Below are 15,287 nucleotides of genomic sequence, written 5' to 3' on the forward strand. Positions count from 1 at the left end.
TCAAGAGGGGGGCGATATGACCATGCTGATCCAGACGCCGATCTGCTCCGAAGAAGTCGATGTTCTCGCCGGTGCCCTCTACGCTTGGTGTGCGGAACGGGAAATTAAACTTTCAAGCCAGGCCGGCCTTGCGGCGGCCAACAGGGCAATCGACCTCCTTCATGCGGGACATCGTACGCAGGAAGATCTCCTCAGCGCTTTGCACAACGCATGAACCTAAGGGGCTGACCGACGTCGGACCACGGGGTCTCGGCCTGACGTGAGATATTCGCGCAACAGTCGCAAAAAACAACCCACGCGACAGATTGATAATTGTTAAATCAACCATGCGAATCTGCGGGCTTGCCGTTACGGTAAGCCTCGCATGACTTCAAAATCGACTTTCAATTCCATATCCCAGACCCTGATCGACAACTGGCTGGATGCAACCAGCCCGATAGAAGATCCGGAGACGTTCTGCGGCACGATAAGCGAGACCATGTCTCTGAAGATGTCGCTCAACTTCATCGACACCAGAAGCGATGATCCTCTCGACTGGTATTTCCGTCGCATCAAGCCCTACGGGATCAACAGTCGCATTCTCAATCTGAAAAAGATGTTTCCCGACGGTCCGTTGAGGAACCTGCCAGACAGGACCTACCTCCTCGACGCCGTCATCCCCCACTACAGCCGCGCGCTTTCGCTGCGAAAGCCCTTGATCGATCTGGTCCTGACGAAAATCGCCGGCATCAATGTCGGCTACGACCGTTTGCTGATCCCTCAAAAAACCAACGGCCGGGCGGAATGGTGCGTATCGTTCACCGAAGGCCGTTTCCTTTTCAAGGCACCTGTTGACGCCAAGCTGGACCCGGTTGACGAAGTCATCATCCAACTGCTGATGGAGGGCGAGACCGCCAGGGAAATCGCCGTGGAGCTTGGCTTGTCTCAGCGGACCATCGAGCACCGGATCGACAAGATGAAGATCCGCTATGAGGCGCGCAACGTCGTCCATCTCACCGCCAAGCTTTTCTCCATCCACATGGACCGCCGCATGGCGGAAGACCGGATTATCGATGCGGGCCAAAGGGAAGACTAGCGCGGCCTACCTCTTGCGCGCGGCCGCCTGCGCCCGTGCCTTCAGTTGCTCCATCGAAAGACCGGTGGCAGCGGCGGCAACATTGTAAAGCGCCTTGTTCAGATCCTTCGTCTTGAATGCGATACCGTCGACGCCGCGCTTGCGATCGAAACCCAGCGGATTACCGTCCCGATCAACCACGACATGCACGCCAAAAAACATCTGGTCGAACTCGCGACTATTCGGCTTGTAGAAGCTTGCACCGGCGGAGGTGTCGAATTCCCCGTCGAAATTGGCAATGAAAAGCTGCAGCACCGAATAGCTCGCGGACGACTGGCCGACCACCACTTCGCCGAACTTGCAGCTGCCGAGATAGGGGATGGAAGGCAGCACGCTGGAGCGGTTCGCTTTCCTCATCCGGTTGTTGGCCGGCAGTCGATCGGAAAAAAGATCATGTGCGTCGTTCCCAAGGATCGACAGGTTTTCGCGCGTCGCCGACGCGACCTCGATGGCGTCCATTGTCGGCAGGATCTTGCGGAAACGCGCTCGTGACGTCTCGGATGGCTCCGGTATTACCTCGCCGTTGCTGAACCATCGGGCGTATTTCGCAGCTGCGATTTCGGATTCGGAAGATTGGGAGGCAAGGCTGAGGGAGGCATTCGCTAACTTTACGATGTCGTTTCCGAAGCGATTTCCGTATTGTAGCTTTTCGGCGGCCTTCTTGTCAGACACTGCAATTCCCCTTTTTTCCCGAGCAGTCTCGTTGCGCTCTGTTGGGATGCTATGGACGAAATCTTAATGCGACGGCCGATTGGCACCGTAGATTTACCGTGCCAACGTCAAGTTGTGTCTCCCACGTCGGTTGATGGTTAGCAAACTGTGATGATCGGACAGGCGCCATTGAGAGGCAAGCAACGCCCAAATTCGGTAAAATTCACGAAAAAAGGCGACCCTGAGGCCGCCTTTATAATCGCTGAAGCTGATACCGATTACTGGATCCGGATGCGGAACGCACCCGATGGATACCAGAAGCCATCGCTGTGGCGGCGATAGCCGGGACGGCGTTGCTCATAGCCACGATAACCGTTCCAATTGCCGCGACGATCGCGCGGAGGGCCGCGGCGGAAGCCAGGGCGTTCATCGTTGCGGTAACCGGGTGGGCTGCGGCGATCGCGGTTCATGCGACGAGGCGGTGGCGCATCGGGATTGTACTGGACAGTCGTAACGTCAGAGCCACCAGCCATTGTCATGGCAGGCAGCGGCGCAGCAGACGCCGGCGCAACCCCGGAAAGGCCAACCATCGCAGCAAGCGCTGCTGCAGCAAAACCTGTAAAAATTTTCTTCATCGGTACTCCAATTCGGCGTTATCGCCGCTCATTTCTCAAGGAGCGCGATGGGAATGACATAGGGTGCAGGCAACATCCGACAAGACGTAAGGTTGTATAATCTGCAGGTTTGCGCCCGATTGTCCCTCACGAGGCTACTGATCGTCCTCCGGAACCTGAACCTCGCCTTGATCCTCCCCGTCCCAGTAATGGACGCGTTCGGCATGGACGTGGATCATCACAACGCCCGGGGTATCCACACCGTCCTGGAACCAGACGTCCAGCTCGCTCGTCCAGTGCTCGGCAAATCGTGCCTTGTCGCGGATCAGCGCTGCTTCGCCTTCGACAGCGACCGCGAAAGACTTCTCGCCTTGAAATGTCAGCGACACCTTTGGATTGGCCTCGATGTCGGCGACCATCTTGGCCTCTTCCCAGGTGAAGTAGTAACTGTCGCCATCGTAGTCGACATCGCCGTTGTTGCTCATCGGCCGCCCGGCAATCGTACCGTTTTCGGCATGCGTCAGCAGCATGGCGATATCGATATCGCGCATCTTTTCGGCCAGGTCTTTCAAGGTCATTTCGCTCATCCCGACAGTCCTCCAGGTTGCATGAACACGTCTAACGTGTTCATGCGATGAAGGTTCAGGCAGTCGGAGGCTCTAAATACCGATCTACCGTCGGTTCAGACTTTTTCGGTCTTTTTGACGGGCGCCTTCTTCTGGGGCTCGACCGGGGCATCGGGTGTCGGTGCCAGCAGCTTGCGCAGCGAGCTGATCTTGTCTTCCACCAGTGGCCGGAAACGGGAGGCGCGATAAGGCATGTCGGCAGCGCCATAGCCTTCCGGACCGTCATCGTCCCCACGGAAGATCTCGGCTACCTTGATGCCGAGAAATTCGCCGTCGATGTAGTGCGAATACATGCCAACCCAGCGGATCGTATAGATCTCGTCCTTGCGGATCAGCTGGTCGATCGACACGTTCTTGAACTTATCGTCGATACAGACGACTTTCTGGCCGACGTAAAAATCGTTCATCTCATCCTCATGCAAGAAAACTATCGTCGCCTTGTGCTGCCGGTGAAGAAAACCGCAGCTGCAAGTTGACAGCCTTATCGCATAATTTATGGCATTTTGCCGACCGGCGCAAACGTTCCGCTTAAAAATTGGCCTCTGTCGGCGATCAGTGAATGCTGTCGGAGGGGACGTCCTCGCCAAGAATACGAAAGGCTTCGCTGAGAGCAGCGACCAGAATGTCCGTCAGTTTGTCTGCATCATTGTCCATCAGGAAAAGAGCGACAGTGGAATCCTTGGGGTCGCGGTAAGTCTCTGTTTCGTTCGACATATCATTGTCCTTTTTCCCGCCGCGTCACATCCCGGCGTCTTCGAAGAGTCATAGGCGGCATGGCTTGTGCAAAGCTTGTTAAGGTCTGGCGCGCGGCGACATCAGCGAGAGGTCAGTGGCGACTTCCCGTCCAGCCCGTCAGCACCGTGTCGTTGACGTCGAGGTCGATCCAGCAGTGATAGTCTTCGTCCCTCGAGCTTCCGGAAGCACTGACTTTCCGCTGGCAACGCGAGGCTCCGGGCCCTCCCTCGCTTCCGAAACGGCGCGTAATCAGCGTAACGCCAGCGGCGGACGTATCGCTGGTCTCGGCACCAAGGGTTTCGAGCGCGTCGTAGAAATACCTGGCGCCGTCGTCATCGCAGGCAATCTGCGCCACGGGCTTATCCTTGCCGAGAACCACGGGCCTGTTTTCTTCGGCAGCCTGCACGATGCATGCCGTCAGCGCCTTGCCGATGCTGTGCGGCTGGGCAGAAGCCGTCATGGGAACGGCCACAAGCGCGCAGAACGCCAGGAAAAGCCGTCTTTCCATTTCTTTTCTCCCATATTTCGGCCGCACGGATTGCCTATGCAGCGCGTCGTCATCGTACCGTCATATTAACCACCCGGTCCGGAATGGCGCAACGGTCAAGACGGCCGAACTGTTCCAAAAACGAACGCCGAGGTGCCGCTCTTGAGCCGCGACGGACAGAAATTTGCGGCAGAGGCTTCTAATATTCACCGCGTAAAGGGTTTAGTTACCAAGATTCTTCATTCTTTGAGACGAGCGGCGGGAAGCAGCGGAGACAAACATCGTCTAGCTGACCACCAGCATGGGCTCCGGCACTCCGGATCGCCTGGCCGCCCGAGTGTGTATCAGTGTGGAACGAGTATCATGGCGTTTGCGATCGAGACGTTTAGGGACGTCAGTCCCAGGGCAGGAAAGGCCGGCAAGAAAGGCTCGTCCCGCGTCATGACGGTCGGCACCGTGATGATCGGCACCGGCGTGGTCGCCTTTTCCTGGGTAGTAGCCACCGCCTTCGCTCTCCAGGGCGTCGTCGGTCCCTACGCATCAGGATCTCCCATCCTGCAGAAAACCGGCCCATCGCTGGTGGCACGAGCAGCGTCGCAGCCTGTCGGCCATCCAAGCCTGCGGCTTGCGACCCTCGACCCCGCCGGCATCAACGCTCTCGCGCTCGCCAACGCCCATCGCTCGGCAATCGCTGCCGAAATGGCCGCCCTCGCCCCGAGCTACTCCGTCATTGCCAAGAGCGACCGCGTCGTACATGCACCGACCGAGATCGCCGATGCAGGCCAGTCTTCCCATGCGCTCGCAAAGTCGGGACGCCCGCTGCCTGCCGACGTCATGGCAGCCTTGAAAGTGGCGTTGGCCGCCGTGCCGGCCGGAACAGCCGATGCCGCCGCCGTCCGCACGGCAAGCGTCGATCTCGACCGCGCCGCAGCGACCAGCGAACGCGCATTGACAGCCTCGGCTCCTGCCCTCCCCGTGACCTCACGCGACGACAGGCTGGCGCTTGCCAGCGCCGCGCCGACAGGCCCTGGCTCGCAAATTCCGACACCTATGCCCAACCCGACGACGGCGGCGACAGCGTCAGCCGCAGACCGGCCTGTCCAGATGGCCATGATCGACCCGACGCCTGCTCCCGCGCGCGACGCGACGGCCCTCGTGCCAGCACAACGCCCGCAGGCCGCCGCAAAGCCTGCCCGTCCGGCAGCCGTCTCCACCCGTGAGATCGTGCCGCAGCAGCGCCCCGCTGAAAACGACGACGGTCTTCCGTCCAGCGCCGCTGCCATGGTCGAGCCCGATGCACGGCGCGCCAACGTCGCTGTAGAACAGACCTTCGGACTGGTCATGCCGACCGCTTCCGGCGATTCGTCTGGCACGTCTTCCGCTGATGACATGCTAATGTCGAGCATTCCGCTGCCAACCATGCGCCCGGCCCCTTCGCCGGATGCGGCAACGACGCCGGCCGCAAAGCTGACCCGCCCCTCCAAGGCGCTGCTCGCCTACGCCCGTCCTGACGATGCAGGGATGGACAACGAGCCGGCCTTCAAGGCGCCGACCTCGCTGCCGAACGCCCGCACCCGCGTTGCGATCTACGATATCTCGGCGGCCCGCGTGTACCTGCCCAATGGAGAGCAGCTTGAGGCCCATTCCGGGCTTGGCCAGATGATCGACAACCCGCGCTACGTCAACCAGAAGAACCGTGGCCCGACGCCACCGCACACCTACGACCTGACGATGCGCGAATCGCTGTTCCACGGCGTCGAGGCGATCCGCCTCAACCCCGTCGATCCGCGCGCCATCTACGGTCGCGACGGGCTGCTGGCCCACACCTACATGCTCGGCCGTCGCGGCGATTCCAACGGCTGCGTCTCCTTCAAGGACTACCGCCGCTTCCTCGCAGCCTTCAAGCGCGGCGAAGTCAACCGTCTCCTCGTGGTTCCCCACCTCTCGGTCGCCCCCGGCCGTATCGCCTCGCGCTAAGCGCTCCGTCCCAGCCGATCCACGCGACGGCAGGGACGACTACGTTAAGACCCGCCGGCACTTCTTTCGCATTTAATTAAACATGTCCTGATATATCTGCGATGCGCCTGTATCGAAATCCAAGTACCTGCGTTTAGATCGAGACAGAGCAACGGACAGGAGCCAGGAATGGCAAGCGACAAAATGACGGTTTTGGTCGTCGAGGACGAAGCGCTGATCCGCCTCGACATCGTTTGCGCACTCGAGGATGCTGGTTTCGAGGTTCTCGAAGCCCCGAATGTCGCAAATGCCGTGGCTGTCTTGACGGCACATCCCGAAATCTGCGCTGTTTTTACGGATGTCGATATGCCGGGATCGATGGATGGACTGAAGCTTGCAGCCGTGGTGTCGATGCAATGGCCGGACACCAAGATCATCGTCACCTCCGGTCGCTGCAACGTCCAGCCATCCGACCTGCCCGCGGCCAGCCGTTTCGTCGGCAAGCCCTACCATCCGGAAACGATCATCAACAATCTCAGCCAGATGCTGGCCGCTTAGCAAGCACGCACCAGCGCACTGTTGGAAAGTCGAACCGACTTAATGTTGGGGCGCACACTCGCGCAGTTTGCTGCCGGGGCCTAACACACTCACATCGTGATTTGTGCCATCCTGTACGGGAGAACAGCGACCTGCGCGCGGAGGTCTTATCCACGCGCAGGCGATTGAACCCTCGTACTGTGCTTCCTCAGGCGCGCCGCAGCTGGCGCCTGGCGACAGGGGCAAGGTCATCCATCTCGGCATCCGCGTGGCGGAGGGTGGATGTGCGGCTGAGCTTGAAGCGGCCGACGAGTTCCGTCAGCACGCTTGATCCGGAGAAAAGTTCGTTGCTGAGAGCTGTCGTCTCTTCGGCCATGGCGGCGTTTCTCTGTGTCATCTGGTCCAGCGCGTTGACGGCCGAACTGATTTCCTGGAGGCCCGTCGCCTGCTCGACGCTGGAGGTGGCGATGGCTTCCACCTTGGCGTCAATCTCGGAGACAAAGCCTTCGATCTTGCGCAGGGCGATGCCGGTCTCTCCCACCAGACGGACGCCGGTCGAGACCTCGTTGGACGAGTTGACGATGAGCGCCTTGATCTCTTTTGCAGCCTTGGCCGAGCGCTGCGCCAATTCGCGCACCTCATGGGCAACGACAGCGAAGCCCTTGCCCTGATCTCCCGCCCGCGCCGCCTCTACGCCCGCGTTCAAAGCCAGCAGGTTCGTCTGGAAAGCGATTTCGTCGATGACGCCGATGATCTGCGTAATTTCTCCCGACGCCGCCTGGATGCGGTTCATGGCAGCAACCGATTCCTGCACGGTCATGATCGAGGCATGCGCGCACTGCTTGGCATCGGCAACGAGGTGACGCGTCTCGAGGCTCCGCTCCGACGAGGACCGTACGGTAGCGGTTACTTCTTCCAATGCTGCGGAGGTCTCTTCCAGCGCCGAAGCCTGCTCTTCGGTACGCTTGGAAAGGCTGTGCGCAGCCTCCTGCATCTCGGTTCCGTTGCCGTGCACCAGCCGGGTCTTCTGCAATACTTCTTCCAGCGTCGTCTGGAAGTTTGCCAGCGAATTGTTGAAGTCGGCACGCAGGGGTTCGAACTGCTCGCTGAAGCTTGAATCGATCGTCGTCTGCATGTTGCATTGGGCAAGCCGGCCAAGCCCGGCGCCAAGGGCGTCGATCACCATCTTGACTTGCCTGGATTCTTCCAGCCGCTCGGCCTCGCGACCGCGCCGCTCGGTTTCGGTCTGGGCTCTCGAGGCCTCCGCCTGATCGTGCAGGCTTCGATTTTCGAGGCCCGCCGTCCGGAAGACATTGAGCGCCGCAGACATCGCGCCGATCTCGTCGGTCCGGTCGGCGTAAGGGGCAGCCTCGTCGAGATTGCCGCCCGCCATCCTCGACATGGCTGTCGTCATTTTCGTGATCGGCCGGATCGCTCTCTGCCGGATGGTGACGAGGCCAGCCAGGAACACCACGACCGACAGGCCACCTGCACCGAGCGCCAGCGACATCAGGCTGGACGACATGCGGGCGGTTTCCGCCTCCTGCGCTGCCGACAGCGCGTCCGACATCTTCACCAGCTTGAGGACTGCCGCCTCATGTGCGTGGAACGTGTCTTTCAGCTCCATCAGAGCCGCATGCCTGTCAACCGAGCTGTCGGTAGACAGAAAGCGCTCGTCCATGACCTTCCAGAATACGTCTCCCTTGGCGAGAACATCGTTCTCCAGCTCGTTCTTGATTCCATCAGGGAGCCCGGACGCACGCCAGTAGGCACGACGCTCGTCGTAATCCTTCCTCAGCGACCGTATCTTTCCGGCATTGACCGCATAGAGATCGGGGTTGCTGCCGATCTCGTTTGCCAGCATGTAAGATTCTATCAGGTAAAGAGGCGGCGGCAGGATGTCGGCAACCAGATCCTTGCCCTCGACGATCGACTTGTAGATCGGTCCGTTCACCTTGAGCTTCTCGATCGCATAGGTCTGAAGACCGATGGACACGAGCAGGCCGGCGCCGACGACCAGCCCGAACAGCAGCAAGGTGCGGGATAGATTGATTTTCATTTAGGGAGTCCTCATTTAATCGAAGACTGGCATTCAAATCTCAATAAATTATGCACTTAGCGGCGTCCCTGGCCCCGGATCCTTAACGATTCCAGTAAATTCGCCGGCCGACGGACGGCAATGCAGCCACGCATTGAGGATCGTCCGAAAGGACTGCACGCTCCGATATGTGAGCGTCAATACGCTGTAAACACGTGCATTTTAGCAAGAGGCAATCTTCGCGAGCGCGCCGGCCTTGATCACAGAAAGAACAACTCCGAGGCTAAAAGGGTGCTGGACGGTGGAGCAGATCGCTGCTCCACCGTCCGGTTCCGAAATCCCTTCATAAAAATGCGATGCGCTTAGAACTCTTCCCAGCTAGCGCCTGAACTGCCGCCGCCTGCTGCCATCTTGCGTGGTGCGGAGAACTGCGCCGCCGGGCGGGACTGACGCGCCGGAGCAGCCATGGCCTGCGCCGTCTGCCTGAGCGCCGATGACTGCGTGTTCCTGACCCCTTCGAGCTTGAACTGGCTGACGAGTTCGAGAAGCGTATTGGCCTCGTTGGCGAGCGTATTCGACGCGGCGGTCGACTGCTCCACCATCGCGGCATTCTGCTGTGTCGTCTGGTCCATCGAGTTCACGGCCTGATTGACTTCATGGAGCCCGGTGGCCTGCTCCTTTGCAGACGTGGCGATCGAGTCCATGTGGCCGTTAATCTCGACGATGAACTGCCCGATGGTCTTCAGGGCATCGCCGGCATCGCGCACCAGCTTCACGCCGTTTGCGACTTCGGACGAAGAGCTGTGGATGAGACCCTTGATTTCCTTGGCTGCCTGCGCCGAACGCTGGGCAAGCTCGCGAACCTCCTGCGCTACGACGGCGAACCCCTTGCCTGCCTCGCCGGCACGGGCTGCCTCGACGCCGGCATTCAATGCCAGCAGGTTGGTCTGGAAGGCGATTTCGTCGATGACGCCGATGATGTTGGAAATCTGCTGCGACGAGGTCTCGATCTTCTCCATTGCCTCTTCGGCCCGCGAAACGACTTCAGCAGACTTTCCAGCGGACTCGTTGGCGCGAGATGCCACGTCGCGTGCATCTTCGGTGCGCTTGGCGGAGTTAGCCACGTTGACGGTGATTTCCTCGACGGCCGCAGCGGTCTCCTCGATCGCGGCAGCCTGTTGCTCCGTCCGCTTCGACAGATCGTTGGCGCCGGCTGCAATCTCGCGAGTGCCGTTGCCCATGCTGGATACGCTGGTGGTGATCGACGACAGGGCGCCGCCGAGCTGCTCGACCGACCGGTTGAAGTCGTGGCGCAAGGCATCGAAATCCGGAGAAAATGCTTCCGTCAGCTGGAAGGACAGGTCACCTGCTGCGAGGCGCTTCAGACCATCGGCAAGACCCGAGGTTGCGATGCGCAGACGTTCGGCCGCTTCTTCTTCAGCCCGGCGCTGACCCTCGATCCGGTCGATTTCAGCTTGCCGCCTGTTGTCTTCCGCCTCGCGTTCCAGGCGATTGTTGGAAATCGCTGCCTGACGGAAGATTTCGACCGCGCCGGCCATCTGGCCGATTTCATCGGCCCGGCGGGCAAAGGGAATTTCCGAATCCGTGTCGCCTTCCGAAAGCTTGCGCATCGAGGTGTTGATGCCGGCAAGCGGACGCGAGACGTTCATTATGGCAAAGAGCGCGGAGGCAATACCAAGAAGGAGAGCAAGCCCGAGGCACGCGTATGTGACATCCGACGCAAAGGAGATGGTGTGCAACGTAGCGGCGCCTTCGTCCTTGGTGTTCATGGCGATGTCATCGACAGCTGCCTGAACGGCGTCGCCGGCCGAACTGTAGTCGGTGAGTGCCTTGCCGTAGAACAGCGCTCTCGCCTCATCCGCTTTGGCATTCTTTGCGAGATTGCCCACTTCACCCCAAGACTGCAGGCCTGCGCTCCAGTTGCGCTTCAGCGTGGCAAACAGCTCGATGTCTTCCTTGTCTACCAGAAGCGGCTCATAGGTGCGGATGTCATTCTCGACCTTATCGATTGCAGTCTTCAGTATATCTGAGAACTTCTGGCGCTGCTCCGCTGGAGCGTTCAGTACGGCGCTTTGATAAATGCGAACATCGCCGATGTCAGCATTCATCTGCCCAAGAAGAATGAAACCCGGAATGCGCTTTTCAATAATGACATGGTTTTTCGTTTGAATAGAATCGAGAGAATAAACCGCAAAAAAACCTAATCCGGCGGTCATGGCCACAGACACCGAAAATATGCCTAAAAGCTTCGTTGCGACAGAAAGATTCATACTCTTGACCCCGATTCGCTGATGCTGGAAATACCAACCGTCAAGAAAATATCGGACAATCGTTAATTATAATATAAACTACTTGTAAAGTATAAAGACGTTTCTGCAACGCATCGCGCATAGACCATTCGATACTGCATCTATGCTGCTTGGGGCACAGGCGTTGATCGGGGCCGGTTGCCGGCCCCGGTTCCGGCTCAGGCGGGCCTCACCCAGGAACGCACGGTCGTGCCGCCGAAAATCACCTCTTTCGGCAGATCGAAGATGAAATACGGGTTGAACGCCGGCGTCGCACCGATCGCATCGAGGCGATGAAGGTGATCGCCCGTCAGTACGATCTCGAGCGAGGCTATGTTCTCGGCGAGTTGCCCGGTGCGGCTCGCCCCGACAAGTACGGAGCCAACGCCCGGACGCTGCATGAGCCAGGCGAGAGCGACCGCCGCCATCGGCCGGCCCAGTTCGGCCGCAACCTCCCTCAGCACATCGACCACCGCGAAGTTCTGCTCGGTAAACAGGAGCCCCCCGAACGGATTGTCACCGTTGAGGCGGCCATCGCTTTCGCCCTCGCCGCCATCGCCGGCGGTGTCCGGAATTGCCCCGGCCGGCCCGGCACGGCTCAGCATGTCGCGGCCGTATTTGCCGGTCAGCAGACCCGCGGCAAGCGGGCTCCACGGCACGAGGTCCATTCCGAGTTCGGCAGCAGCGGGAAGAATGTCGAGTTCGACGCCACGATCAACGAGCGAATAGGCATATTGCAGGCCGATTGGCGCCGGCAGGCCATGCGCAGCGGCCAACGTCGCGAGCTTGGCGACATACCAGGCCGGCGTGTTCGAGAAACCGTAGTGCAGGATCTTTCCGCTTCGGACCGCATCTGTCAGCGACTGCAGCACCTCTTCTGCCGGGGTCGTGCGATCCCAGACATGGATCCAGTACATATCGATATAGTCGGTCTGCAGCCGTCTCAGCGATCCCTCGATGCCGAGCCGGATGTTCTTGGCACCATTGCCGCCATGGAGCGGCGTGCCCTGGCTCCGGGAAAAGCCCGACTTCGTTGCGATCACCACCCGGTCGCGCAATCCCGCCTCCGCGATGAAGTCCCTCAGCATCTCCTCGCTACGCCCGCCGGAATAGACATCCGCCGTATCGAAGAAGTTGCCGCCGGCAGCGATGTAGGTATCGAAAAGCTCGCGCGATGCCTTGCTGCCCGAACCCCAGCGCCCGGCGCCGAATGTCATGGTGCCGAGCGCAAGCGGGCTGACGATGAGGCCCGAACGTCCGAGCGTGCGATAGCTGGTGAGATCCATGCGAATATCCTTCCGGTTTCGATGTGTTGCTGCGCTCATCCTACAGCACGCCGGAAACCTCGATTATCCATTGCATGGCGCATGAACTTATGAGCACACTGCATCAATGGAACGCGGCGAACTGAATGATCTGATGGCATTTGCCGCCGTGGCGCGTGAGCGCAGTTTCACGCGGGCAGCAGCAGCGCTGGGTATTTCGCCGTCGGCACTCAGCCATGCGATCAGGGGCCTCGAAGAGCGGCTTGGGGTCAGGCTGCTGGCGCGCACGACCCGCAGCGTTGCGCCGACCGATGCCGGCCTGCGGCTGTTGCAGCATATCCAGCCGGCTTTTACCCAGATCGAAGCCGGGCTGGAAGCGCTTGGCGAATGGCGCGACAGTCCCTCGGGCAAGGTCAGGCTGACGACCTTTTCCTACCCGGCCCGGACCATTCTCCGCCAGAAGCTCCCGACCTTTCTTCTGGAAAACCCCGATGTCGAGGTGGAAGTCGACATCAACGACCGGCTGGTGGATATCGTCACCGACGGTTTCGATGCCGGCATTCGGTTCGGGGAAACGGTGGCGAAGGACATGATCGCGGTGCGCGTCGGCCCAGATCTCAGGACCGTCGTCGTCGGCACGCCGTCCTATTTCGAAAACCGCAAGAAGCCCGAGGTGCCGGCCGATCTCGAAGGACACAATTGCATAGGCTATCGGCTCGCCAGTGCCGGTGGTCTCCTGCCGTGGGAATTCCAGTCGGGGGCACGCGAGATCAAGATCAGGACATCCGGATCCTTCGTCGTCAACGATGGTGACCTCGCCGCCGCAGCCGTTCGCGCCGGTGCCGGCCTCGGCTACATCATGGAAGACGACGTCGCAGACGACATCGCCGCAGGCAGGCTGATCCGCGTCCTCGATGCATGGTGCCCGCCGTTCCAGGGCTGCTATCTCTACCACCCCAGCCGCCGCCAGACCCCACCAGCCCTGCGCGCCCTCATAGCCGCGCTGAAGGAGGAGGCGTGATCTTATCCGAGGTCATGTAGAAATGCATCGCCGACCGTCCGGCGCGAACATTGCCGTAATGGCATCCGGACGCTCTTGCAGAGGCCACTGAGCCTAGCTGCGGGCGTAACAGCTGAGATCAGACGTATGAATCGCCGCAGGCGTCATGATTATCCTATAATTGTAAACCGCGCAGTCACAGTGTGTTGCTACGCTGAAGTTGGATGCCGACCGCTCGAGCACGCCTTTCGACGGACCGTCCGAACCTATTCCCGCTCTATGAACGATCCACTCCATGTCATTGGCCTCTGTCGCAAGATATTGCATCACCGCTTCGTTGTCTTCATGCTGACCGATATAGGCGCGGGCCAAGGTGTTGCGTATCGTCCAGAAGAGTGGAGAAAGTCTCCCGTTATAGGGTCTGCTCAGTCCTCCCGCCTGGTAGAGAAGACGCTTTACGCCGTGCCGCCGCATCGAGGGGACAAGCCTTTTCACGAAGGCGGCATTGATCCTGTCGGTCCTCTGGAGCTTGACATCGCCGAGCATCGAAATGACGAAATCGACCCCGCTCACCAAGGCATCCGTGTCGATCGGATCCGTGATCGACCCCTGACGCACCTCGAGGTTCGCCGTTGCGCCGCCCAGCTTTTCCGGAGACCTCGCCAGTGCCCTCACCCTGTGGCCGCCCGCAAGAGCCAGGGAAACGAAATGCTTGCCCGTACCGCCAGTGGCGCCGAGTACCAGAAAAGTCGATTGTTGGGTCATTCGTGATATCCGTTCGTTAGTGCAACCACGCCCCGGCGCCATAGGAGTGAGGCCCTTGCCGCTTGGCTCCGAGTCCAAAGCCTGCCACACCCGTTCACGCACAGCCGGCTGCTCCCGTCAGAAAAACTCGCGTCTTTCGCTCCCGTTTCCGTGAGTTGAAATTAGACCGGGATCTCCGTAGGTTCTATGGCATGGAATCCACATTAGTATCGCGATCGTCCATTCTGGCCAGCGATCCGCTATCGGACGTGCTGTCACTGGTGAAAACGCGCGGCTATATGTCGGGCGGGTTGGATTTTGGCGGCAACTGGTCCTACAGCTTCGCGGCGGATTCAGCCTTTCGCTGTTTCGCGATCGTATCCGGCCAGTGCTGGCTCTCCGTTGCGGATGGACCGGACCCTATCCTGCTTAGGGAAGGCGAGTTCTTTGCCCTGCCCCATGGCCACCGTTTTTCCCTGGCAAGCGACCCGGCAATCGACCCGGGCAACATCTATGACGAGGTGGACGGTCCCCTCAACGGGCGCGTGCTTCAAATCGGTGGCGGCGGTAACTGTTGCCTGTTCGGTACCATTTTCACGTTCAGGCAGGAGCTGTCGAGCCATCTGCTCAACGCCCTTCCCGAGATACTGCATATCGACGATGGCGCGGATCGCTACGCCCTCAAAGCCTATCTGGATCGGATGATGGCGTTGCTGAGGCATCCGCAACCGGGAAGCGTTCTAGTTGCCGAATACCTTGCCGAGACGATGTTGGTCGAGGTTTTGCGGCTGCACCTCGCGCAACAGGCAGAGATCGGCATAGGCTGGCTGTTCGCCCTGTCGGATAAGCGCCTTAACCGAGCCGTTACCGCCATTCACGAACAGCCCGGCCACAGATGGAGCGTTCGGCAACTCGCAGAGCGCGCCGGCATGTCCCGCTCGGCCTTCGCTTTCCGGTTCAAGGAGAAAGTTGGAGTATCGGTAATGGAGTATGTCGTGCAGTGGCGAATGATGCTCGCAGCGGACCGCCTCCTGACCACCCCGGACACTATAGCCAACATAGCCAGCAACCTCGGATACGATTCCGAAAGCGCATTCGTATTCGCATTCCGCAGGGAAATGGGCTGCACACCGCGCCAGTACAGCCGCCGAGCCGCGCGCGGGGCGTAGCCTGTGCCCATGCGGCCGTGATGGCTGGCAGGGGTCAGCGAG

At 60.0% G+C, this 15,287-nt stretch carries 16 protein-coding genes; 6 read left to right on the plus strand and 10 right to left on the minus strand.

Going from position 1 to position 15,287, the window contains the following annotated elements:
• Window positions 1-16: 16 nt before the first annotated feature.
• Window positions 17-214 (plus strand): hypothetical protein, encoded by a 198-nt coding sequence (locus tag PR018_RS09410; RefSeq protein WP_142823255.1) that lies wholly within the window; start codon window positions 17-19, stop codon window positions 212-214.
• A gap of 150 nt (window positions 215-364) precedes the next feature.
• Window positions 365-1,075, plus strand: coding sequence for a LuxR C-terminal-related transcriptional regulator (locus tag PR018_RS09415; RefSeq protein WP_142823256.1), 711 nt, complete (start codon window positions 365-367; stop codon window positions 1,073-1,075).
• A gap of 6 nt (window positions 1,076-1,081) precedes the next feature.
• Here PR018_RS09415 and PR018_RS09420 read toward each other — a convergent pair whose 3' ends face one another.
• The 6 genes from PR018_RS09420 to PR018_RS09445 all read right to left on the minus strand — a co-directional run bounded on the left by PR018_RS09420 (window position 1,082) and on the right by PR018_RS09445 (window position 4,248).
• Window positions 1,082-1,786, minus strand: coding sequence for a hypothetical protein (locus PR018_RS09420; protein ID WP_142823257.1), 705 nt, complete (start codon window positions 1,784-1,786; stop codon window positions 1,082-1,084).
• 257 nt (window positions 1,787-2,043) lie between these two features.
• On the minus strand, window positions 2,044-2,400 hold the full coding sequence (locus tag PR018_RS09425; protein ID WP_142823258.1) for a hypothetical protein: 357 nt from the start codon (window positions 2,398-2,400) through the stop codon (window positions 2,044-2,046).
• A gap of 134 nt (window positions 2,401-2,534) precedes the next feature.
• The gene (locus PR018_RS09430; protein WP_142823259.1) at window positions 2,535-2,966 is read right to left on the minus strand and encodes a pyridoxamine 5'-phosphate oxidase family protein; all 432 of its coding nucleotides are present in this window, start codon (window positions 2,964-2,966) and stop codon (window positions 2,535-2,537) included.
• 95 nt (window positions 2,967-3,061) lie between these two features.
• On the minus strand, window positions 3,062-3,412 hold the full coding sequence (locus tag PR018_RS09435; RefSeq protein WP_142823260.1) for a CAP-Gly domain protein: 351 nt from the start codon (window positions 3,410-3,412) through the stop codon (window positions 3,062-3,064).
• A 145-nt stretch (window positions 3,413-3,557) separates the two neighbouring features.
• On the minus strand, window positions 3,558-3,719 hold the full coding sequence (locus PR018_RS09440; protein WP_162854782.1) for a hypothetical protein: 162 nt from the start codon (window positions 3,717-3,719) through the stop codon (window positions 3,558-3,560).
• 112 nt (window positions 3,720-3,831) lie between these two features.
• Window positions 3,832-4,248, minus strand: coding sequence for a hypothetical protein (locus tag PR018_RS09445; protein ID WP_142823261.1), 417 nt, complete (start codon window positions 4,246-4,248; stop codon window positions 3,832-3,834).
• Window positions 4,249-4,590: 342 nt separating this feature from the next.
• Here PR018_RS09445 and PR018_RS09450 point away from each other — a divergent pair, with 342 nt between their 5' ends.
• Window positions 4,591-6,204 (plus strand): tlde1 domain-containing protein, encoded by a 1,614-nt coding sequence (locus tag PR018_RS09450; protein WP_224127740.1) that lies wholly within the window; start codon window positions 4,591-4,593, stop codon window positions 6,202-6,204.
• A gap of 168 nt (window positions 6,205-6,372) precedes the next feature.
• The gene (locus tag PR018_RS09455; protein ID WP_142823262.1) at window positions 6,373-6,741 is read left to right on the plus strand and encodes a response regulator; all 369 of its coding nucleotides are present in this window, start codon (window positions 6,373-6,375) and stop codon (window positions 6,739-6,741) included.
• A gap of 187 nt (window positions 6,742-6,928) precedes the next feature.
• Here the strand turns inward: PR018_RS09455 and PR018_RS09460 are convergent, their stop codons facing one another.
• The 3 genes from PR018_RS09460 to PR018_RS09470 form a co-directional block, all read right to left on the minus strand.
• On the minus strand, window positions 6,929-8,779 hold the full coding sequence (locus tag PR018_RS09460; RefSeq protein WP_142831458.1) for a methyl-accepting chemotaxis protein: 1,851 nt from the start codon (window positions 8,777-8,779) through the stop codon (window positions 6,929-6,931).
• A gap of 341 nt (window positions 8,780-9,120) precedes the next feature.
• Window positions 9,121-11,049, minus strand: coding sequence for a HAMP domain-containing methyl-accepting chemotaxis protein (locus PR018_RS09465; RefSeq protein ID WP_142823264.1), 1,929 nt, complete (start codon window positions 11,047-11,049; stop codon window positions 9,121-9,123).
• A gap of 197 nt (window positions 11,050-11,246) precedes the next feature.
• The gene (locus tag PR018_RS09470; RefSeq protein WP_142823265.1) at window positions 11,247-12,353 is read right to left on the minus strand and encodes an aldo/keto reductase; all 1,107 of its coding nucleotides are present in this window, start codon (window positions 12,351-12,353) and stop codon (window positions 11,247-11,249) included.
• A gap of 106 nt (window positions 12,354-12,459) precedes the next feature.
• Here PR018_RS09470 and PR018_RS09475 point away from each other — a divergent pair, with 106 nt between their 5' ends.
• Window positions 12,460-13,353, plus strand: coding sequence for a LysR family transcriptional regulator (locus PR018_RS09475; RefSeq protein ID WP_142823266.1), 894 nt, complete (start codon window positions 12,460-12,462; stop codon window positions 13,351-13,353).
• 93 nt (window positions 13,354-13,446) lie between these two features.
• Here the strand turns inward: PR018_RS09475 and PR018_RS09480 are convergent, their stop codons facing one another.
• Complete coding sequence (locus PR018_RS09480) at window positions 13,447-14,097, minus strand: NAD(P)-dependent oxidoreductase (RefSeq protein WP_142823267.1); 651 nt, start codon at window positions 14,095-14,097, stop codon at window positions 13,447-13,449.
• Between the two features lie 191 nt (window positions 14,098-14,288).
• On the opposite strand from PR018_RS09480, the gene PR018_RS09485 reads away from it, so the two are divergent.
• A complete protein-coding gene (locus tag PR018_RS09485; RefSeq protein WP_142823268.1) occupies window positions 14,289-15,245 on the plus strand; it encodes an AraC family transcriptional regulator in 957 nt (318 codons plus the stop codon).
• The last annotated feature ends 42 nt before the right edge of the window (window positions 15,246-15,287 follow it).

Source organism: Rhizobium rhododendri, assembly GCF_007000325.2.
In the GTDB taxonomy this organism is placed as follows: Bacteria; Pseudomonadota; Alphaproteobacteria; order Rhizobiales; family Rhizobiaceae; genus Rhizobium; species Rhizobium rhododendri.